The 20,724-nt window shown below is 58.7% G+C and carries 21 protein-coding genes; 11 read left to right on the top strand and 10 right to left on the bottom strand.

Annotation, left to right across the window (positions count from 1 at the left end):
- Window positions 1-9: 9 nt before the first annotated feature.
- Both copZ and EAV92_RS22200 read right to left on the bottom strand, forming a co-directional pair.
- Entirely contained in the window at window positions 10-210 is a 201-nt protein-coding gene (gene copZ, locus EAV92_RS22205) for a copper chaperone CopZ (protein WP_123043110.1), read from the bottom strand.
- 16 nt (window positions 211-226) lie between these two features.
- A complete protein-coding gene (locus EAV92_RS22200) occupies window positions 227-562 on the bottom strand; it encodes a metal-sensitive transcriptional regulator (protein WP_123043109.1) in 336 nt (111 codons plus the stop codon).
- 169 nt (window positions 563-731) lie between these two features.
- Between EAV92_RS22200 and EAV92_RS22195 the strand changes: the two genes are divergently transcribed.
- Together EAV92_RS22195 and EAV92_RS22190 are read left to right on the top strand one after the other, a co-directional pair.
- Complete coding sequence (locus EAV92_RS22195; RefSeq protein ID WP_123043108.1) at window positions 732-1,244, top strand: SRPBCC family protein; 513 nt, start codon at window positions 732-734, stop codon at window positions 1,242-1,244.
- 3 nt (window positions 1,245-1,247) lie between these two features.
- Complete coding sequence (locus EAV92_RS22190) at window positions 1,248-1,715, top strand: hypothetical protein (RefSeq protein WP_123043107.1); 468 nt, start codon at window positions 1,248-1,250, stop codon at window positions 1,713-1,715.
- 1 nt (window position 1,716) lies between these two features.
- On the opposite strand, the gene EAV92_RS22185 is transcribed toward EAV92_RS22190, so the two are convergent.
- Both EAV92_RS22185 and EAV92_RS22180 read right to left on the bottom strand, forming a co-directional pair.
- Window positions 1,717-3,774 (bottom strand): helix-turn-helix transcriptional regulator, encoded by a 2,058-nt coding sequence (locus EAV92_RS22185; RefSeq protein WP_123043106.1) that lies wholly within the window; start codon window positions 3,772-3,774, stop codon window positions 1,717-1,719.
- Between the two features lie 38 nt (window positions 3,775-3,812).
- The gene (locus tag EAV92_RS22180) at window positions 3,813-6,083 is read right to left on the bottom strand and encodes a type IA DNA topoisomerase (RefSeq protein WP_123043105.1); all 2,271 of its coding nucleotides are present in this window, start codon (window positions 6,081-6,083) and stop codon (window positions 3,813-3,815) included.
- Between the two features lie 155 nt (window positions 6,084-6,238).
- Between EAV92_RS22180 and EAV92_RS22175 the strand changes: the two genes are divergently transcribed.
- Entirely contained in the window at window positions 6,239-8,299 is a 2,061-nt protein-coding gene (locus EAV92_RS22175; protein WP_123043104.1) for a molybdopterin-containing oxidoreductase family protein, read from the top strand.
- Between the two features lie 362 nt (window positions 8,300-8,661).
- Here EAV92_RS22175 and EAV92_RS22170 read toward each other — a convergent pair whose 3' ends face one another.
- Complete coding sequence (locus tag EAV92_RS22170) at window positions 8,662-10,077, bottom strand: hypothetical protein (protein ID WP_123043103.1); 1,416 nt, start codon at window positions 10,075-10,077, stop codon at window positions 8,662-8,664.
- A 168-nt stretch (window positions 10,078-10,245) separates the two neighbouring features.
- Between EAV92_RS22170 and EAV92_RS22165 the strand changes: the two genes are divergently transcribed.
- Window positions 10,246-10,821, top strand: a complete 576-nt coding sequence (locus EAV92_RS22165) for a CBO0543 family protein (RefSeq protein ID WP_123043102.1) — start codon at window positions 10,246-10,248, stop codon at window positions 10,819-10,821.
- Window positions 10,822-10,868: 47 nt separating this feature from the next.
- Here EAV92_RS22165 and EAV92_RS22160 read toward each other — a convergent pair whose 3' ends face one another.
- The 3 genes from EAV92_RS22160 to EAV92_RS22145 all read right to left on the bottom strand — a co-directional run bounded on the left by EAV92_RS22160 (window position 10,869) and on the right by EAV92_RS22145 (window position 13,464).
- The gene (locus EAV92_RS22160; RefSeq protein ID WP_123043101.1) at window positions 10,869-11,441 is read right to left on the bottom strand and encodes a xanthine phosphoribosyltransferase; all 573 of its coding nucleotides are present in this window, start codon (window positions 11,439-11,441) and stop codon (window positions 10,869-10,871) included.
- A gap of 72 nt (window positions 11,442-11,513) precedes the next feature.
- Window positions 11,514-12,806 (bottom strand): NAD(P)-binding domain-containing protein, encoded by a 1,293-nt coding sequence (locus tag EAV92_RS22155; RefSeq protein WP_123043100.1) that lies wholly within the window; start codon window positions 12,804-12,806, stop codon window positions 11,514-11,516.
- 313 nt (window positions 12,807-13,119) lie between these two features.
- Window positions 13,120-13,464 carry an ArsR/SmtB family transcription factor gene (locus tag EAV92_RS22145; protein ID WP_123043857.1) on the bottom strand — a complete coding sequence of 115 codons (345 nt, stop codon included), beginning with the start codon at window positions 13,462-13,464 and terminating at the stop codon, window positions 13,120-13,122.
- Window positions 13,465-13,667: 203 nt separating this feature from the next.
- Here EAV92_RS22145 and EAV92_RS22140 point away from each other — a divergent pair, with 203 nt between their 5' ends.
- Genes EAV92_RS22140 through arsC form a run of 3 tightly spaced genes read left to right on the top strand, consistent with a single transcriptional unit; the run spans window position 13,668 to window position 15,746 of the window.
- Window positions 13,668-13,982 carry an ArsR/SmtB family transcription factor gene (locus tag EAV92_RS22140; protein WP_123043098.1) on the top strand — a complete coding sequence of 105 codons (315 nt, stop codon included), beginning with the start codon at window positions 13,668-13,670 and terminating at the stop codon, window positions 13,980-13,982.
- A 13-nt stretch (window positions 13,983-13,995) separates the two neighbouring features.
- Window positions 13,996-15,291 (top strand): arsenic transporter, encoded by a 1,296-nt coding sequence (locus EAV92_RS22135; protein ID WP_123043097.1) that lies wholly within the window; start codon window positions 13,996-13,998, stop codon window positions 15,289-15,291.
- Window positions 15,292-15,323: 32 nt separating this feature from the next.
- A complete protein-coding gene (gene arsC / locus EAV92_RS22130) occupies window positions 15,324-15,746 on the top strand; it encodes an arsenate reductase (thioredoxin) (RefSeq protein ID WP_123043096.1) in 423 nt (140 codons plus the stop codon).
- A 70-nt stretch (window positions 15,747-15,816) separates the two neighbouring features.
- Here arsC and EAV92_RS22125 read toward each other — a convergent pair whose 3' ends face one another.
- The gene (locus tag EAV92_RS22125) at window positions 15,817-16,308 is read right to left on the bottom strand and encodes a GNAT family N-acetyltransferase (protein WP_123043095.1); all 492 of its coding nucleotides are present in this window, start codon (window positions 16,306-16,308) and stop codon (window positions 15,817-15,819) included.
- Between the two features lie 109 nt (window positions 16,309-16,417).
- On the opposite strand from EAV92_RS22125, the gene EAV92_RS22120 reads away from it, so the two are divergent.
- Window positions 16,418-16,636 (top strand): hypothetical protein, encoded by a 219-nt coding sequence (locus EAV92_RS22120; RefSeq protein WP_123043094.1) that lies wholly within the window; start codon window positions 16,418-16,420, stop codon window positions 16,634-16,636.
- Between the two features lie 15 nt (window positions 16,637-16,651).
- Here the strand turns inward: EAV92_RS22120 and EAV92_RS22115 are convergent, their stop codons facing one another.
- The gene (locus EAV92_RS22115) at window positions 16,652-17,404 is read right to left on the bottom strand and encodes a YheC/YheD family protein (RefSeq protein ID WP_123043093.1); all 753 of its coding nucleotides are present in this window, start codon (window positions 17,402-17,404) and stop codon (window positions 16,652-16,654) included.
- A 148-nt stretch (window positions 17,405-17,552) separates the two neighbouring features.
- Between EAV92_RS22115 and EAV92_RS22110 the strand changes: the two genes are divergently transcribed.
- From EAV92_RS22110 to EAV92_RS22100, 3 genes are read left to right on the top strand one after another with little or no spacing between them, the layout of a single operon-like run.
- Window positions 17,553-18,791: a phenylacetate--CoA ligase family protein gene (locus tag EAV92_RS22110; protein ID WP_241158353.1), complete on the top strand. Its 1,239-nt coding sequence runs from the start codon at window positions 17,553-17,555 to the stop codon at window positions 18,789-18,791.
- Entirely contained in the window at window positions 18,788-19,768 is a 981-nt protein-coding gene (sbnA, locus tag EAV92_RS22105; RefSeq protein WP_123043092.1) for a 2,3-diaminopropionate biosynthesis protein SbnA, read from the top strand. The genes EAV92_RS22110 and sbnA overlap by 4 nt, the downstream gene beginning before the upstream one ends.
- Entirely contained in the window at window positions 19,762-20,724 is a 963-nt protein-coding gene (locus EAV92_RS22100) for a 2,3-diaminopropionate biosynthesis protein SbnB (protein WP_123043091.1), read from the top strand. Before sbnA ends, EAV92_RS22100 begins: the two co-directional genes overlap by 7 nt.

The following is a 20,724-nucleotide window of genomic DNA, read 5'->3' as shown; positions in this document are numbered from 1 at the left end:
CGGGCTGATTCAGACGACGTCGTAGCCTTGGTCTTCGATCGCTTCTTTGATGGCGCCGAGCTGCACTTTGCCTTCGTCGAATTCAACTTCCACCTTGCCGTTCGGAAGATCGACTTTCGCTTGCCCGCCCGCGCCGCGTACGGCTTTCTCCACAGCGTTCACGCAGTGGTTGCAGGACATTCCTTGCACGTTCAAGGTCACTTGTGCCATGATCGGGGACCTCCTCTTATTTCATGAGTTTGTTGACGGTAATCAACAGCTCGTCGATCACTTCGTGCTCGCCCGATTGGATCCGCTCGATGACGCAGCTCCGCATGTGATTTTCCAGCAGCAGCTTGCCGACGCCGTTCAGCGCCGATTGAATCGACGCGATCTGGTTCAGGACGTCGTCGCAATACGTATCCTTCTCTATCATGCCCTTCACGCCGCGAATCTGGCCTTCGATCCGGTTCAGCCGGCTGATCAGGTTCGTTTTCGTCTGGTTCGAGTGATGGCTTTTGCGGACTTCCCCGTTCTCGTCGGAGCAATGGTCTCCGTGGCCGGAGTGTGCGGTATGTTCCATGAGTGGCTCACCTCTATGACCATCATATTATACCCCCAAGGGGTATGTCAATCGGCATGACGCGCGAGCGCCTTATACGTATAGGTATACCTTTGTATAATCGATTCCTTCCGAAGCGGCGGCTATAGTGAGTGAAGGAACTACGATAACGCAAGGGAGAGATCGTGTCATGGCACGCTGCGAAATGGCCGTGGAAATCGACGCGCCGGTGGAGACCGTATGGGCGCTTACGCAAAATGCCGGCCGCCGGCCGGAATGGGATTATCGCATCCTGAAAGTGACGCTGTTGAACGCGGAGTCACCGGATACGGGCGTGAAGCTTCGTTCGGAGGGAAAGATGGGGAGACGCTTCCATTTGGACATGGAATACGTTGCGTTCGAACCGAACCGCCGGTCGGCCGTGAAGATGCTGAAAATCGCCGGGATGCCTTTCGCGGGCGGAGGCGGTTCGTGGAGGTACGAAGCGATCGCGCCGGGCAAAAGCCGGTTCCAAACGACGATCCAGATGAATCCGAAGCCGTCGGCGATCATGCGGTGGGCCGATAAGCGGCTGCTGGAGCCGATGCTGAAATGGATGACGAAGAGAAGCTTGAACCAGCTGAAGCTCGTGGCCGAAGCCGATGCCCGAAAAGCGTCCCACTCCGCGTTCCCGCCTGCTTCGGCGCTTGGAAGGGAGGCGTGACGGATGTTGTACACCGGTCTGCTTATCCTGCATCTTCTTTCCGTTACCCTCTGGCTTGGAGGCGCGGTTTACGAACGGGTATTTCTCGTCGGCAATATCCGCCGGCTGCGCGGCAGCGGACAGGAGCTCGGACTGATCCGCATCATGCTCTCCTCCGAACCGTTTTTTCTCGGGATCACCACCGCACTTCTCTTGACGGGCATCACCATGAGCGTCATGTCGGGCGGAGGCTTCTTCCACCTGAACTGGCTTGGCTTCAAGCAAATGGTCATGGTGCTCGTTCTTTTCGGATTCTCGCTCTATATCGGGCCGCGGATGAAGGCGGTCAAGAAGAGCATCCGGGACGTTATCTCCCTGCGCCCGGACGATTCGGAACGGATTCACGGGCAAATCGCGTCCATGACCAAAGGCTTCGACCTGATCCACCTGGGCGTTGTCGTCAACATCGTCCTCGCCGTATGGAAACCTTGAATCACGAACCGTCCCGGCGGCTCATCATGTACTGTACCAATTGGGTTTTTCCTTTGACGCCCAGCTTCGCGTAAACGTTCGCGAGATGCTTTTTCACCGTGATTTCGGACAGATACAAGCGTTTGGCGATTTCGGAGTTCGTCCATCCCTGCAACGCAAACTCGACGATTTCCTGCTCCCGCGGCGTTAATCGTCGATTTTCGGCGGCCGTTTCGGTTTCCGCCGGCATTTCCCCGTCGCTGCGGCCCCCATCCGGAAGACCCGCGAACATGTGCATCAACGGCAACCCATGTCCTCCTCGCGTGTCCAGGACGAAGGTCCGGGACGGGAACGATTCGCCGTAATCCAGATGGACGGCGGCGGGGACCTCGGCCATGCCGAGGCTTGCGCTGACGTCCTGATGCAGTTTCAACGGCGAGGAATGCACGAAGATCCCGGGTCGAATCATCCGGCCGATCGTGAATTGGAAAAATGCCGCCCGGGCGGCCGAACTGTGATCGCCCCACTGATCGACATGGTAGAGGAACCACCCCGCCGGGGCCGAAGGCGGCTGCGCCAACGCCTCCAGTTCTTTTTCCCGCAGGCTCCGGAAATAAGGCCCGGACACCGGGCTGGCCGCAAGCGACGGAAGCGAATCCCGGTGAATCGGGACGAACACGATCAACGCGACGGCTTCATGCCGATCGTTGCGGATGACCTGCACGACGTCTTCGCCGAAGGCTGCCCACTGTTTCAGGTTGAGCAGCCGATAGGCATTGCGGATATAGGCGAACGGCATGACGTTGTCGTACCCTTCGTGCGTATGAGGGTCGTAGAAATGCTGGACGACGTCCCTCTGCCCATCCAACACGCGCTGCATGTACGCCTCGGCTTCTTGCAGCCCGTCCGCGCGCAAGGGTTTCAGATAGTAGACGTTGTCGCCCGTTTCGTCGAGGAAAATCGACCGCAGCATCGTTCCGCCCAGCACGTAGATCAGATCGAGCAGCAAGAGCGAACCATCGCCGTCCGCATTCGGCTGGGCCAATTGTCGGTTCAAATAAGCCAAGCACCGGCCCAGCATGCTTTCATGCAAGAGCGGCTGCCGCCGTTTGGCTTCCCGGCTCAGCGGTCCGCGCAGCAAGTCGTGGATGAACCAGCCCCGCTTAGCGCTTCTGACGAATGACAAAGAGGTCAGGCGCTCGAAATCCGCGACGGGAATCGGCTTATCCAACATGAGTTCGAGAAGCTCCTGATTGAAAACCCGGACGATCGCGGCTGCCTCGACCATTTCCCGCAGGAAGGGGTCCTGCGCCTCCCGCAGCCAGGCGGAGGCCGCATGCCGCAGCACGTCGTGCAAGCCTTCGTCGTCCGGCGTCCCCGTCTTCCAATTCGAAAGGCCCAGCAATAAAGACAAAGTTAACGGATGCCCTTTGGTCAGCGCGAACAGCCTTTCCAGAGACTGGGCGGTCAATCCGGCTTGACCGGAAGTTACCTTCGCCGCGAAGTCCCTGCAGGTTTCCCGATCAAACGCCGTTAGGGCAATGTCGAGAACATAAGGACGCCAGTCCACCGTCATCCAACCCGGCCCGAGCGGGAGCCGGCCGGCCAGCACGAGAAGCACGCCGTCGGGCATGGCCGGCACGAACGTTTCGCGGACCCAGTCGTCGAGATCGCTCATTTCCTCGCAGGTGTCGATGGCCAGCAGAACGCGTCCGTGCGTCTCTGCAAGGTCCGCCAGCCGCTCTAAGCATAGGGCTAAACTCCCCTCCGGGGATGTCGGAGTCGGAGTTCCTCGGGGGTCGAGTATATTCAGAAGCTTCCCGCACAATCGATCCGGCGTATGCGGAAAATCGCGGCTGTCGACGATCGCATAGGGGAACCCCTGCTCGGCCGCGAGCAAGGCGAAAACGTCGAGCAGCGTGGATTTGCCGTTGCCGCCCGGTCCGTGAAGGTGGACGACCCGTTCCTCTCTTTCGGGCTGCAGAAGGAGCGAGCGGAAGAAAGAGATTTCTCTCTCCCGCCCTACGAAATGCCGCAATTTCATTCGTTTCATGCGGTCTCCCCATTTTCCTGCGGACATGTCGCGCCTCTCCTTCTACCAGGCAACTCTTTTCATTCCTATGCGCGCTCCAGCTTCAATTCGCCTGTAGCGGGATCGGCCAATACCAAGCGCGCTTCGAATTCGCCGCTTTCATCCTTCACTTTCAATTTGGCCGTTTTGCCTTTTTCGATGATCGTGCGCACCTGCGCGTCGGTCAGCGTTCGGCCGAAGCTCTCCTTCCAGATGACGAACTTGCAGCCTGTCTTGTACTCGCTGCATCCGTAGCCTTTGCGGCCCATAAAAATATGACCGCTGCAACCCGGCCGCGGACAGCTCGCGATCGTGCCGGACGGTCCTTCAGGGGCCGGCTTTTTCTCGGTGGCAGCGGGGACTGCGCGTTTGGCGCGAGTAGAGGAACCCGTTGCCGCTTTGCCTTTGGCGGCAGCGGCCGGCTTCGTTTCCGCCGCGAAAGCGTCCTTCGCCGCCTGCCGCTGGCCCCGCACGCGCTCGACGATCTGGACGGCGAACCGCTTCACGTTCTCCATGAACTTCTCCGCCGATGCTTGTCCGCGGGAGATTTCGGTCAGCCGCCGCTCCCAGTGTCCCGTCATCTCGGGAGACGCCAGCAGCTCGACGCCGGCGCCGCGGATGAGCTCGATCGCCGTCCTCCCCTTGCGGGAGATCATCAGCTTCTTGCCCTGCATGTCGATGTAACCGACCTGCTTCAGCCGCTCGATCGTCGCCGCCCGGGTGGCCGGCGTGCCGAGGCCGGAGTCCTTCATCGCGTCGCGCAGCTCTTCGTCTTCGATCTGCTTGCCGGCGCTTTCCATCGCCTTCAACAGCGTGCCTTCCGTGTAATGCTTGGGAGGCTGCGTTTCCTTGGCCTTCACTTCGGCGTCCGTACAGGCGGCGGGCAAGCCGGCGTCCAGCACGAACGGAGTCTCGATCTCCTCGGCCTCGTCCTCCCGCTCCGTCCCCGCGCCCGCGTCGTCCTTGTCCCCTTTTTTGCCGCCGCCCTTCCCTTTGCCGCCTGCGTTATCCGAAGCCTGTCCCGCATAAACGACTTTCCAGCCGTCGGACAGCTTTTCTTTGATCGTCGTTTTGAAACGTTCTTCCTCTACGACGGTCATGACGGTATGGACTTTGTACTCCGCGGGCGGGTAGTAGTGGGACAGAAAACGCCGGACGATGAGGTCGTACAGCTTCTTCTCTTCAGGACTGAGCGTTCCCGGCTTCTTGAACGTCGGCATGATCGCGTGGTGGTCCTCGACCTTCGAGGGGTTGCACACGTTCCGGTTGCCCGTATGAACCAGATTTCGATTGGCGCCCTGCACGAGAGCGTCGTATTCGGAGCCCCGCAGCGAGCCGAGCACCCGGTGCATTTCCGGTATGTTCTGTTCGGTGACGTAGTTCGAGTTCGTCCGGGGGTACGAAATGACCTTATGCTTCTCGTAGAGGGCTTGGGCGATGTCCAGCGTCTTCTTGGCGGAAAAGCCGAACTTGCCGTTCGCGTCACGCTGCAGCAGGGTCAGGTCGTACAGCTTCCACGGGTATTCTTTCGTTTCTTTAACCTCGTAGGATTCGACTTGGGCGGTGGCTCCCTTCACCTTGGCGGCGATCTTCTCCGCGCGCTCCGGATCGGTCATCCGCTCCCCTTGCCACATTCCGCGATAGACGGTGGAATCCTGGGCGAACGTTCCGTAAACCTCGTAATATTTTAACGAGTCGAAAGATTCGATTTGCAGTTGCCGGTCATAAATCAACGCCAGCACGGGCGTCTGCACGCGGCCGACCGACAGCAGCTCGCCGTGCTTCGTCGTGAAAGCCCGGGAGCCGTTCATGCCGATCAGCCAGTCGGCTTCGCTCCGGGAACGCGCCGCGATGGTCAGGTTCAGGTATTCCGTATCGTCCTTCAGCTGCTCGAAGCCTTTGCGGATCGTCTCCGGCGTCAGGTCGGAAATCCAGAGACGTTTGACCGGTTGGTTGAGGCGCAGATATTCCTTAATGAGAGAAAAGATATGCTGGCCCTCGCGCCCGGCGTCGCACGCGTTGACGAGCTCGCCGCAGCGTCCCGCCAATTCCTTGATGACGCTGAGCTGATCCTTCGTCCGCGGATTGGGAAGCAGCCGGAAGTCGCCGGGAATGATCGGCAGGTCTTGGAGGCGCCATTTTTTGTACTTCTCGTCGTAATGATCCGGCTCCGCCAGGCCGATCAAATGGCCGATCGCCCACGTGATGACGAATCGTTCGCCTTCGAGGTAAGAGCGTTTGTTCACCGCTTTCGGTTCGATGACGGCGGCGATGTTGCGGCCCATATCCGGTTTTTCGGCGATCACGAGCGTTTTCAAAGGTCTTCCACTCCGATAGGTGATGCATATTTTACGGTCCTATGTTACTTTGATTATTATACTACATGAACCTTTTATGGCGTTGAATCGTTCGAATTTCGGATTATATATGCGAATAATCATATAAGCATCGAAGAATAGGAGATGTCTGAGAAATGCCGGAAACCGCCTTAAAATACGCCCGCTCCGTTTGCCCGTTGGACTGCCCGGACGCGTGCAGCTTAAAAGTTACGTTAGATGGAGACAAGATCGTCGCGGTGGACGGCAACCCGGATCACCCCGTCACGAAGGGCGCGATCTGCAACAAGGTGCGCAACATGCCCGGACGCGTCCATCACCCGGACCGCCTGATGTACCCGTTGAGGAGAATCGCGCCAAAAGGAGTCGGAGGCCCCGAGGCATTCGAGCGGATCACCTGGGACGAAGCGTATGAGGAAATCGTCGGCCGAATGGAACGGACGATTTCGGATTACGGGCCGCAAGCCATTATGCCTTACAGCTTCTACGGCAACATGGGAATTCTAAACGCAGAAGGCATGGACCGGCGGTTTTTCCACCGCTTGGGCGCGACCCGGCTGGACCGGACGATTTGCAGCGTGGCCGGCGGCGTCGGCTTCAATTATACGATGGGCGCGGGAGCCGGCATCGATCCGGAGGAGACCATCCACTCCAAGCTGATCATCGTATGGGGAGCGAACCTCGTTTCCACGAACATGCACCAGGTCGTCTACGCCACGGAAGCCCGCAAAAGAGGCGCCAAAATCATCCACATCGACGTACACCGCAACCGCACCTCCGTTTGGGCGGACGAATTCATCGGCCTCCGGCCGGGGACAGACTCGGCGCTCGCCCTGGGCATGATGAACGTCCTGATCCGCGAGGGATTGACGGACGCGAAGTTCCTGGCAGAGCACACGGTAGGCTTCGATGAACTGGCAGCCGAAGCTGCCTTGTACACGCCGGAGCGGGTCGAGGAGATCACGGGCGTACCCGCGGATACGGTCATTCGTTTGGCGCGCGATTACGGGACGGTATCCCCCGCTTACATTCGGATCGGCAACGGACTCCAGCACCACGACAACGGGGGGATGGCGGTCCGCACGATCGCTTGCCTTCCCGCATTGACCGGCCAATGGGCCGTCAAAGGCGGCGGAGCGATCAAGAGCAACAGCCACTACACCGCCGTCAATGCGGAGCGTCTGGAACGCCCCGACCTGCTTGCGGATAAAACGACCCGTATCGTCAACATGAACCAGCTCGGAGAAGCGCTGGAGCTGCAGGATCCGCCGATCAAGTTCCTTCTCGTATACAGCAGCAACCCCGCGGTCGTCACGCCGGACTCGAACCGGGTTCGGAAAGGGCTGATGCGCGAGGATTTGTTCACCGTCGTGCACGATTTGTTTTTGACGGACACCTGCCAATACGCGGACCTCGTGCTGCCGGCGACGAGCCATTTCGAAAACATGGACTTATTCGCCTCCTACTGGCATCTCTATATGCAGCTGCACGAACCGATTGTCGCCCCGATGGGCGAATGCAAATCGAACTTCACGCTGTTTAAGGAACTTGGGTTGCGGCTGGGCTTCGAGGCCGAAGCGTTCGATATCACGGAAGAGCAAATGATCCGCGAAGCGCTGGATTATCCGGAGAACCCTTATATCGAGGGAATGACGTTCGAGGCGCTGCGGGAGAATGGGTGGATGAAAGCCAAGTTGAACGGCTTGTCCTTGTTCAACGAGCGGGTCCCGACCCCTTCCGGCAAAATCGAGCTGGTTTCGGAGCGGATGAAGCTGGCCGGATTGCCGGCTGTTCCTTCGTACGCACCGGTTAGCGAGGGCGAAGAAGATTTGCCTTTCGTGCTGGTGGCGGGACCGAACCATAACTTCCTCAACTCGACGTTCGCGAACCAGGAAAGCCTGAAGAAGCTCGAAAAACGGCCGACGCTGCACATGCACCGGGATGACGCCGCAACTCTCGGACTCGTGTCGGGCGAACGGGTACGCGTGCGCAACGGGCGCGGCGAAGTCGTCATCACGCTCGATGCCGCGGAAAACGTACTGCCGGGCGTAGTGGTGACGCAAGGCCTGTGGTGGGAAGACGGCTATGAAGGCCGGCAATCGATCAACTCGCTGACGTCCCAGCGGCTCGCGGACATGGGCGGCGGCGCCACCTTCTTCTCGTCGCGAGTGGAAGTGTTGAAGGCCGCGGCGGAGTAAGGTTGGCGCGGCGCGGGTGAGCGAGGTATCCCGTCGGCTCAGGGCCGGGCGGCGAGCAAGTTAGTCTCTGTGGGAGACTATTTCGGCGGATTCGCGGTACTGCATGCTAAATAGTCTCTGTAGGAGACTATTTCGGCGGATTCGATGGATTGTAGGCCAAATAGTCTCTGTGGGAGGCTATTTCTGCGGATTCACGGTACTGCAAGCTAAATAGTCTCCGTAGGAGACTATTTCGGCGAATTCGCGAGACTGCGAGCAAAATAGTCTCTGTAAGAGACTATTTTGGTGGATTCATTCGCAAAACACGCAAAAAGCCGGGACCCCGATCGGGGGTCCCGGCTTTCGCGTCTACGGCGTCAACTTTATATCAGGAACATCGCCACTACGGTCGTCACGACGAGGCCGATGAGCACCGGCTTCAAGTTCCTCCGCGCGAGCTCGAACGGACTCACGCCGCAGATGGCCGCGGCCGGGATGAGCGCCCACGGAATGAGCGTACCGCCGCCGACCCAGATGGCGGCCACCTGGCCGAGCGCGGTCAGCGTAGCGTTCCCTCCGACGGACAACGAGAACATGTGCGCGATCGAGCCGACGAGCGAGATGCCCGAGAAACCCGAGCCGTCCAGCCCCGTGATCGCGCCCGTCGCGGTCAACGTTGCTGCCGCCACCGCTCCGTTCATCGGAACGGTGTTCGCCAACGCGACGCCCAGATCGTTCACGATTCCGTTCGAGCCTTGCAGCGCCTGTTCGCCGAACATAGCCGTAAAGCCTGCATCGCCTAGATAGAAGAATGCGGCGATCGGAATGACGGGACCGAACACCCGGAAGCCGAATTGGAACCCTTCAATCAAGTACGACGTCGTCTCCTCCAGTCCCCGGTTCCGGTGAGCCAGCATCGTGACGCCGATCAGGATGAGCACCGCCGTCCCGCCGATCAACGCCGTCGCGTCGCCCCCCTGCAATTTGAAAGCGAACATCGCGCCGACGTCCGCCACGAACAGCAGCCCGATGATGACGGCGACCACGCGCTTCAAACCCGTCGGCAGCATCGCGCCGGACCGGATGACACCGCTTAACGCCTCGGCCGGCAGCCCTCCGCCGCCGCCCTTGCCGACGAGACCGTCCCGCCACGTTCCCTTTTTCTGGTCGCGCCGCATCATCCAATACGCGATGACGGTCGTCACCGCGCCCATCACGATCACGAGCGGAACGCTCGCCTCCATGACTAGCGACACCGGTAAGCCAGCCGCGTCAGCGGTTAACTTCGGCGCCCCTTGTATGATGTAGTCGCCCGACAGCGCGATTCCGTGCCCGAACAGGTTCATCGCCATCGCCGCCCCCAGCGCCGGCAAACCGACCCTTCCCGCCACAGGCAGCAACACCGCGCCGATTAGCGCGACGCCCGGCGAAGGCCAGAAGAACAGCGAGGCCACCAGCATGATGAAGCCGATTCCCCAAAAAGCCTGCGCAGGCGTTCTGAGAAACCGCGTCAGCGGACGGACCATCGTCTCGTTGATTCCCGTGATGATGAGCACCCGGCTCATCGCCACGATGATCGAGATGATGAAGATGGTGCCGAGCAGCTCTTTGGTCGCGTAGATGAAGCTGTTGAAAATGCCGGAAACCGCGCCGTTCAACGTTTCGGTCGCAATCAAACCGAGCGTGAAAATGCCGGCCACGCAGATCAGCGTCGTGTCCCTGCGTCTCACCAGAATCGCCAAAATAAACACGATGAAAGCCAGATATACCCAGTGCAGTGCCGTTAACCGAATGTCCACCGGGAATCACTCTCCAAGCATACAGTGTAGGTCCTACATCGTATGCCGGGCCGCGCTTGGGCGTTCGTACCGGTCCGCGTTTCTTCGCCGTTCGCCGCGGGGATGAATTCGGTTTCCGTGGAATAAACTACCCAACATGTACATTCGGAACCAAAGCAGGTGCTGCAGATGTTCCTGAACGAAAAGTTCATTGACATAACCGACGAAAACACTAGAAAAACCGTCGATCTCGTCCTTCAGAAAATCGATATCTGGAGAGAGTACGTCTTATATTCCTGGCAATGGTGGTTCGGATTATTTTTGACCATCGCACCTTGGATTTTATGGATGCTATTCAAAAGAAAGGCGGGCACGGACCGTTCCCTATACGTGGCGCTGTATGCCATCGTGATATCCGTTACGCTTGATATTTGCGGTGCCCAAATTGGCTTATGGCACTACCGGTACGAAGTGGTTCCCACGTTGCCCAGCTACTTCCCCTGGGATTTCACGCTGATGCCGGTGTCGATTCTCGCGCTGAGGCTCGTGAAGCCGCAAGCCAGCCGTTACGCGAAAGCCGCTTTCTTTGCCATCGTGACGTCGTTCGTCGGTGAACCGTTCTTTCGGTGGATCGACGTCTATTCGATGGACCATTGGCATTACGCATATTCCGTTCCGATCCAATTCCTCATTTATCTTTTTTGCGACTCCATGGGCAGGAGAAGCGGATTCGGCGCTGACACAACATCCCCCGGTGCCTCCTAATACGAACGAAAAACCGACCCGCGGAGGTCGGTTTAGCGCTCTATAATTTATTCGGCAAACGTGACGCGATGATCAGCGAGCGAGGCGACGCGGGCCAGCGATTCCACGCGGTATCCCGCTTCCGCCAATTTGGCGTGGCCGTTTTGGAACGCCTTCTCGATGACAATGCCGATCCCGGCTACTCGGGATCCGGCCGCTTCGACGATCCGCGCCATGCCGAACGCCGCTTCTCCGTGTGCCAGAAAGTCGTCGATGATCAGCACGTCTTGCCCCTCGGACAGGAACTTGCGGGAGACGGCGACTTGGGACTGCACCTGTTTCGTGAAAGAATAGACCGGCTCGACATGGAGGTCCTCTTTCATCGTCAGCGACAGTTGTTTGCGCGCGAAGATCAATGGGACCTTCAACTCCAGCGCCGCCATTAACGCAGGCGCGATACCGGACGACTCCAGCGTAAGTACAAGGTCGACGGAAGAATCGACAAAACGCTCCGCGAACGCTTTTCCGATGCCGGCCATGAGCTCGGGATCGACCCGGTGGTTAAGGAAGGAGTCGACCTTAAGCACGTTCTCGTTCAGCACGATGCCTTCCCTGACGATTTTATCTTTCAATGCTTGCATGACGATCGCTCCTTGGCCGCGGGGATAATTCTCCTATTATAGCCCAGCGTCGGAGCTTGTGTAAAAAAGGAATTACCCGCAGCATCCCGAGCCGCCTGCACCCACGCCGCAAACCCCCGTTTCCGGCAATTCCAGCTCAACGTTCGATGCGGCATCCCAATCCCCCGTCAACGCGGCCACGACGGACCGTACCTGCTCATACCCGGTCGCCATCAGGAAGGTCGGCGCCCGGCCGTAGCTTTTGGATCCGACAATGTAGAAGTCGCGCTCCGGTTGACGCAGTTCTTTCTCCCCATGAGGCCGGACCGTCCCGCAGCTGTGCACGTTCGGATCGATCAGGGGCGCAAGGGCGCTTACGCTTTCAATTGCCGAATCCATATCCGTACGGACTTCCTTCAAGAAATCCATATCGGGGCGGGAACCCGTGCTGCAAATCACCTCGTCGATCCCTTCGATGCGGATGGTTTTCCCATGGCGTTCCCCGGTCACGGTTATGCCGGAGCCCTCCTCTTTAAAACTTTCAATATGGAACGACGTCCACACCTCCGCGATTCCGGACTCCACGAGTTTCCGCATGCGTATGCCCAGTTCCCCGCGGCCGCGGAGACCGTCGTTTTCCTGTCCGCCGTAAACGGCCGCCACATCCGGTTTGCGAATGACCCACACGATGCGGGTGGCCGGCTCCTCCGCTTGGAGCCGCTCGAGGTCAAGCAAGGCCTGGATAGCGGAATGCCCGCTGCCGACGACGAGGACCTTTTGATTGGCGTAGCGTGCCCTGTCACGACCCGAAACGTCGGGAATGCCGTAGACGATCCGATCGTGCACGTACAGTTCGTCTTCCGTCCAGATGCCGCCGGAATTAGCGGGATTGGGACTTCCCCACGTACCGGAAGCGTCAATGACGGCCCTCGCTTCGATCACCTTCCGCTTGCCGTCTTGCAAGACATGCAGGACAAACGGCAAGCGTTCTCGTCCCTTCGTTACGGCTTTGCTGAGCCCTTTGCGGCCGACCGCCGTGACTTTCGCGTTAAAGCGAAGATAAGGCTGGATTGAAGGCGATCGCGACAAAGGCTCCAAATACCGTTCCACCAGCTCCGCTCCGGTAGGAAGCTCTTCCTCGTCCGGCGCCGTCCAACCCTCAGCCTCAAGGAGCATCCTCGCCGCCCGATCGATGTTATACCGCCAAGGAGAAAAGACGCGCACATGGCTCCATTCCCGAATGTTGCCGGCCACGGCCGCTGCAGACTCGAACAGGAGGAACGGTTCATTTTTCGCCGCTAAGCGGGCGGCCGCCGCCAGCCCAACCGGGCCTCCGCCGATAATCGCGACCGGTAACCCCTGACCCTTCACGCAGCATTCGCTCATTTTCAGCCACCTCATTCATCAAATTATTTTGATTAATTCAACAACAAGAAGCGCAACACGTTTCTCCGCCGTTCCCGATAGCGAGGACTGGGACAGGACGGCGTTTGACCCTCTCTGCGATCTTCCGAAGAATCGAAGTCTCCCCTCGAACTTTCGTCTCAGACTCGTACCATGCATAGCTTGCTGCCTGGTTCATTTCCTCTTGCTTTAGCAACATGAACTTCTCCATCGCGTAAGGATTCAAATGCATTCCCGATAAACCGCCTTTCTTAATCAAATTATTTTGATATATTAATCAGACGAAAGCCGCCCGTTAGCAGCAATCGCCCGGCTCGACGCCGTCCTTGCGGAAAATGCAGCATAATTCAGGTGACAGAAGCCGATTGACCTCCGAGGAGTTCAACTCGTAATAGCTCCAGGTACCTCTCGTTTCCCGGCGAATCAAGCCCGCATCCAGCAGAATTTTCAAATGGTACGACAGCTTGGATTGCGGCATCTCCACGATTTCGACCAGGTCACATACGCATGTGTTTCCCCTCTGGGTGAGCTCATACATGATTTGCAGGCGCTTCTGGTCGGCCAACGCTTTGAACTTGCTCTCGAACGCGGAGAAATCGACAGGGGGAGAAGTCCGGGGGATCACCGGGAGTTCTTTCATCATGTCTATCCCTCCGTCCATTCATCAAATTTTCTTGATGAGCACAGCTTACCATGGCAGGAATAGGAAGGCAACCTCTAAATCAAAAAAAGTTGATTATTAATTCACCTCAAAAATAATCAGCGACTAATATAAGTGTTTACTTATAATCAAAAACATGTACAATACATCTTGTCCCTACCCTGTCACGGAAGGAGAACACGATGGCCACGCTTGAAGAAATGTCCGAACAGCTGAAGCTGATGTCCGACAAAACGAGGCTGACCATCCTGGCCTTGCTGAAAGAGAAGGAAATGTGCGTCTGCGACATCGTGGAGATCCTGCAAACGACGCAGCCCAACGTCAGCCAACACTTGAAGAAGCTGAAACATGGCGGCCTCGTGAACGAGACCCGCCGCAGCCAGTGGATTTATTACTCTCTCAATACCGAAGATAAACCTTATTTACAAGAAATCATGGCGGAGCTGCCGTCCATGAAAGAACGCATTCAAGCGGCCAACCCCCAAAGCTGCGATTGATTCGGGAGGCAACATGCTGGCACTAGCAACTCTGATTTTTCTCGTCACCCTTGTTTTCGTGATCTGGCAGCCCCGCGGGCTGAATATCGGCTGGTCTGCCGGCGGCGGAGCGATCGTCGCCCTGATCGCCGGAGTCGTCAGCTTCCAAGACGTCTGGGACGTCACCCGCATCGTATGGAACGCGACGCTCGCTTTCGTTGCCGTCATTCTCATCTCCCTGATCCTCGACGAGATCGGATTTTTCGAATGGGCGGCCCTTCATATGGCCCGCTTCGCGAAAGGCAATGGCAGGCGGATGTTCGTGTACGTGATCCTGCTCGGAGCGGCGGTCGCGGCTTTCTTCGCCAACGACGGAGCCGCCCTCATCCTGACCCCGATCGTGCTCGCTATGGTTCGCGCGCTTCGGTTCGAGGACCGGATGGTCCTCCCCTTCATCATGGCAAGCGGATTCATCTCCGATACGGCGTCCCTGCCGCTTGTCGTCAGCAACTTGGTGAACATCGTTTCTTCGGACTTTTTCGGCATCGGGTTCGTCCAATACGCCGGAAGGATGCTCGTGCCGACCCTCTTCTCTATCGCTGCGAGTTTATTGGTCTTGTACCTCTTTTTGCGGAAGAGCATTCCCGGCCGGTACGATTTATCGCAGCTGAAGCGACCGGCCGAAGCTATCAAGGACATTCGCTTGTTCCGGGTATCTTGGGCGGTTCTGGCGATTTTGCTGATTGCCTATCTGTTCAGCGAATTCATCCGCATCCCGGTTTCAGTGATTGCCGGCGCCGCGGCCTTGGTTTTCTTGTTGCTGGCACGAAAAAGTCCAGCCATCCGTACTTGGAATCTGGTGAAAGGCGCCCCTTGGGCCGTCGTCATCTTCTCTATCGGCATGTACGTCGTCGTTTACGGCCTTCGCAACGTCGGGCTGACCGACGAGCTTGGCAAAGCCTTCCAACTGGCGGCCGATCAAGGCCTGTATGCGGCGACCATCGGCGGCGGCTTCATCGCGGCTATTCTCTCTGCCGTCATGAATAACATGCCGACGGTCATGATCGACGCACTCGCCATCGATGCGACGAAAACAAGCGGAGCGGTGCATGAAGCTCTGGTTTATGCGAACGTCATCGGCTCCGACCTCGGTCCGAAAATGACGCCGATCGGCTCTCTGGCCACCCTTCTCTGGCTTCACGTCCTTGCGAACAAAGGCGTCAAGATCGGTTGGGGCTACTACTTCAAAGTCGGCATCGTGCTGACGGTTCCCGTCTTGTTGATCGCCCTCACGGGGCTGTACGTATGGCTAACGATCTTATCTTCATGATCCCCTACCCCACCCAATAAGGAGAATGAAAAATGGAAAAACCGCTTGTTTACTTTTTGTGCACGGGCAATTCCTGCAGAAGCCAGATCGCGGACGGTTTCCTGAAATCGTTGGGCGGCGACCGATACGAAGTCAGAAGCGCCGGCCTGGAAGCACACGGCTTGAACCCCCGCGCGGTGCAAGTGATGAAGGAAGCGGGCGTGGACATTTCGAGCCACTCTTCCGACGTGATCGATCCCGAGATCCTGAACCGTGCGACCTACGTGATCACGCTGTGCGGCCATGCGGACGAACACTGTCCCGTCATCTCCAACCCGAACGTCGTCAAATGGCACTGGGGCTTCGAAGATCCCGCAAAAGCCACTGGCACGGAAGAGGAAATCATGGCCCAATTCCGTACGGTCCGAGATGCCATCGGAAGCCGGATCGGGAAGTTCGTCCAAGAGGGCAAGTAAGAGCTTCTGCCGACCCCGCACAAAAGAAATCCCTCGAATTAAATTCGAAGGGATTTCTTCGTTTATCCGCTTATTGACCGATCAAGAGGCTTCTTCGCTCGAACAGAAGCACGTCCCTCCACACGCCGCCCATCGCCCCGAGCTTCTCTCGCCTGCCTACCTCTCGGAAACCATGCTTTAGATGGAGCTTGATGCTGGCATCGTTTTCGGGAAAGATGCCGGATTGCAGCGTCCAAAACCCTTGTTCTTCGGAAAGCCGGATCAACTCAACCATCAACAACCCGCCGATACCCGTGCCTTTCAAAGCTTGCCTGACATACACGCTGACTTCGGCAACGCCCGCATACACGGGTCTAGAAGAAATCCGGCTTAACGCGACCCAACCCACAACGGTCTGTCCGCTTTCGCAAACCAGAGTACATCCGGGAACATGACTCTCAAACCATTGCTCTTGCGAAGGAGCCTCGGTTTGGAACGTAGCATTCCCCGTGCGGATTCCCTCTTCGTAAATTTCTTTGATCGCTTCCCAATCCCGGACCGAAGCAACTCTGACGTCATACATGGATTAGCGCTCCCATAAGTGCTGGAATATTTTCGTTTCTTGCACTCATGGTAACCCGAGCGCCGATCCGCTACAATGGGAGAATCCATGACAACAAGGAGGACCGCCCATGCCAGCCGTGAACCGCCGTCTCGTCACCGATTACGATCTGCAGGACGCCATGGAGCGCCAAATCGGAATCCGGGTTTTCGAGCACGACCATATCGTCCACTCCGGCGGAGCGATCCTCCGCTTCGACGACCGCACGGTCGTCATTCAAGCCGGGGTCAGCGACCTGTCGTATTTCAACCGCGCCGATTGTGAATTTTTCGAGCTCAAAAAAAGGTAACGAACCTGCCTGCCTCTACCGACCGCGATGGGATTTTAAGCATTTCAGCTTATAATGGATGCCCCACGCTTTCCCGTGGCTGACAATCTCCCTCAGCGCGGCATGGCTGGGAAGCTTGGTGAAGGGGCATGGATCGGGCTTCGTGTTGGCTTCGATAATCCAGGGACGGCCCTGGGTGTCCACAGCCATATCGAGTCCGATCTGCTTCAGACCGGGGTAGACGGCGTGCAGTCTTCTGACCGTCCTCAAGCTTATTCCCTTCATACGGTTGATCAGAGCCTCGCTGCCAGGCAGCAACACGCTGGCCGGGTAGATCGTCCCCCCCTGGCTTCCGTTCGTGACGATTTTGCGCGGATGGGCCAGCCGCCCCGCGATGCCCGTCACTTTCCACGGTCCGCCGGGTTTCCGCTGCACCATGATACGGAGATCGAACGGTCTGCCGCGGTACTTCTTGAGCCGGATCCCCATTTGGACCATGTAAGCTTTTCCCCCGGCAAAATCCCGGATCGCCTCGTATCCCGACGCGACATCGGGAAAGGATCTGCGCACCGTTCCCGCTTGGCACCGAATCCCCTTGCCCCGCTTCTCGACCCTCATCACCCCGACGCCCATGGAGCCGTTCACCGGCTTTACGTAGACCATGCCGTATTTATTCAACATGGAGGTCAGATTCCCCTGGGACATTTTCCTCGTCTCCGGCATATAGGCGGACAACTCCGTCGAGCTGCTCATGACTCCGTGTCTGGACCATTTGTTGCCGAATCCCACTCTTTTCACTTCCTTTCCATTAATCCATCATAGTGCGGCCAAGGCACGGATGAACCTGGCGGCTGTCCCTCCGCGTCATTCGCCCCGAACATGCCGGCCTGTCCCCTACATATGCTGAAGCAATCACCAAGGGGAGGTGCTCATCAACGTGTATGACCCAGGCAGCGTGCTGCAATTAGCGCAGGAAACCGCCGTGCGATTTCCTTGGTACGCTCGTCTCCTTGAAGAAAGCGACGACGGTATGGAAAGTCCTCCGCTGCTCACCGCCTCCATTTTGGAAAACCACTACTACTCCTCGTCCCCGGACCCTGCCATCGCCTCCGGGCTCACCTCTTATTCCACTTCCGGCACGAGCTCGGGCAAACGAAAAACGATCTATTACTCCGAAGCGGATGAACGGCGTTACGTCGACGTCAAAGCGGATATGTACCTTCATTGGCTGCTCGCGGGAGGCGTCCCTATCCACAGAGCCCTGTCCGACATGGGAACCGGACATGCGGCGGGCACGGCCCTGGACGTATTCTTCCGGCTAGGCGTGCAAGGCGAGTCCGTCTCCTTCGAGCTTCCGATCGAGCAGCACCTGGAGCGGCTGGAAGCCTTCCGCCCGGAACTTCTGTATACGATGCCTTCGATTCTCGACCGGATTATCCGCGCCGCGGGGCAACCGAATCGCTTCGGAATTCGCAAGATCATCCTGGTCGGCGAAATCGCGCCCCCTTCCTGGCAGAAGAGCGTCGCCAAAAAGTTCGGCATCAAAACGGCCGACATTCTCGACACGTACGGCTCCATCGAGATCGGAACGATCGCTTCGTTCTCCCATCGGCTGGGCAGATACGTGGTCGCCGAAGGCCTGCACGCGGAAGGCATCGGAACGGGAACGCTCCGCGAAGGTTTCGATCCCTTGCCTCCCGGCGAGCAAGTGCTCGTCCTGACCTCGTTCGTCCGCGATGCTTTTCCCGCCGTGCGTTACGTCACGTACGACGTCGTGCGGGATTTCCGCGTCATGGAAATCGACGGCGTCCCGCGCTATACGTTCGAAGGGATCGTTAAGCGGCTCGGACCGGAGCTGAAGCACGGGGAGAAAATCAGCCTGTATGACATCGAGGAAGCCATTCGCCCGTTCTCGGAAGACGCGGACATCCGCGTGGAAATGAAAGGCCGCTCGATGACGGTGACGCTCACGAGCCAGACGCTGCCCGCCGTGCTGATCCCGGCGATCCGCAGCGCCGTCGAAGAGCAGATTCCGGAGATCGGGGCGATGATCCGCGGCGGCCTGCTCGACGGCATTAAAGTGAATCTCTCCCGTTCGGAAGCGGCGCCCAAAGGCAAACCATCCATTAAAAACCGCAAAATCCATTACGTCCGCAAAGAAGAAGATACCCCATGAGCGACTCCATCCTGTCGGCGATCGGCAAAACGCCGCTGGTCGAGCTAAGGAACCTGTTCGCCAATCCGCGCGGCATCCGGGTGCTCGCCAAGCTGGAGCTCCTGAACCCCGGCGGCAGCGCCAAGGACCGTCCCGCTTCGCGCATGCTCGAAGAAGCCTGGAAAACCGGAAGGATCGGTCCCGGATCGGTAATCGTGGAATCCAGCTCGGGTAACACGGCGATCAGCCTCGCGATCGTATGCGCGCAGCGGAAGCTGCGGTTCATCTGCGTCGTCGATCCGCGGACGGCCGGGGCCAACCTCGACATTCTCCGGGCGTTCGGCGCCGAAATCGACCGGGTCGAGCAGCCCGATCCCGCGACCGGCGAATTCCTGCCGGCTCGGCTGAACCGGGTGCAGCAGCTGCTCTCGGAAATCCCGGGCAGCTTCTGGCCGAATCAATACGGGAATGACAACAACTGGCGTTCGCAAATGGGGATGATGGAGGAACTCGTGAAGGAAGCGGGAAAGGTCGATTACGTGTTCGGCGGCATCAGCACGTGCGGCACGATGCTTGGCTGCGCCCGGTACGCCCAGGAGCAGGGGCTTCCGGTCCGGATCATCGCGATCGATTCGGAGACGAGCGCCATCACGGGAGGTACGCAGGGGGTACGGCGATTTCCGGGCATGGGCGCCGGCATCGTGCCGCCCTTCGGGCAGCAGCCCTTCTGGGATGAGGCGGTCCACGTATCGGATTGGGACATGGTATCGGGCTGCCGGGCGCTTGCGCTGCATGAGGGGATCCTTGCCGGGCCCTCTTCCGGCGGAGTCATCCAGTCGGTCCGCCGGATGCTGCCCCGGCTCCCGGATCAAGCGGTGTGCGCGGTTATCGTCCATGACCGCGGGGAACGGTACCTCGATACCTTGTATTCGGACGATTGGGTGATTCGGCATTTCGGCCGCGTGCCGTCATCTGCGGAGGAGGATTTCGGGTGTTGATCTTAAACGACGGGGATATACGTTCTCTCGGCGTCAACTGGGGCACGTTGGCCGATTGCGTGGAACGAGCGCTGCTTGCGAGAGAGGCCGGCGATTACGCGCAGCCGATCAAGCCTTATTTGCGGTACGGGGATCCCCGCAACCGCATCATCGCCATGCCCGCTTACCTGGGCGGGGAATTCGATACGGCCGGCATCAAGTGGATCGCCAGCTTTCCCGGCAACCGCGATCGGGGGCTTCCGAGGGCTCACGGCGTCATCGTGCTGAATCGGGCGGACACCGGCGAGCCCTATGCCATCCTGAACGGCGGCATGGCGAACGTGCTGCGGACGGCGGCGGTGAGCGGCGTCGTGCTCGGCCGTTACTTGAAAGCCCGCCCCCGGGAGAAGCTTCGCGTCTCGATCATCGGCTGGGGGCCGATCGGGCGCGCCCACTTCGAGATGTGCGCCGCCTTATACGGCGACGTTATCGAGGGGTTCACGCTCTACGACATCGGCGGCGTGGATGAGTCCTCCATCCCCGTTCCCTGGCGCGGCCGGACGGCCGTGGCTTCGAGCTGGGAGGAAGCGTATGAACCGTGCGATGTTTTCATCACATGCACGGTGTCTTCCAACCGTTACATCGACCGGACGCCTTCCAAGGGCAGCCTGCTTCTCCATGTGTCTCTCCGGGACTATCGCGCCGAAGCGTTGCAGGATATCCAAGCCGTCATCGTCGACGACTGGGACGAAGTGTGCCGCGAAAACACGGACATCGAGCTCCTCCACCGGGAAGCCGGCCTGACCCGGCAGCAAACGCGTTCGCTCGCCGACCTCGTCTGCCGGGACGCGCTTGCGGATTTCCCGCCGGAAGAGCCGGTACTCTTCTGCCCCATGGGCATGGCCATCTTCGACCTTGCCGTCGCGGGCTGCCTCGTGAAAGAAGCCCGCTCTGCGGGAGCGGGCATAGAAGTTTAA

The sequence above is a fragment of the Cohnella candidum genome, from assembly GCF_003713065.1.
Lineage (GTDB): Bacteria > Bacillota > Bacilli > Paenibacillales > Paenibacillaceae > Cohnella > Cohnella candidum.
Note: the sequence above shows the minus strand (reverse complement) of the source record. Positions and strands in the feature narration are given on the sequence as shown.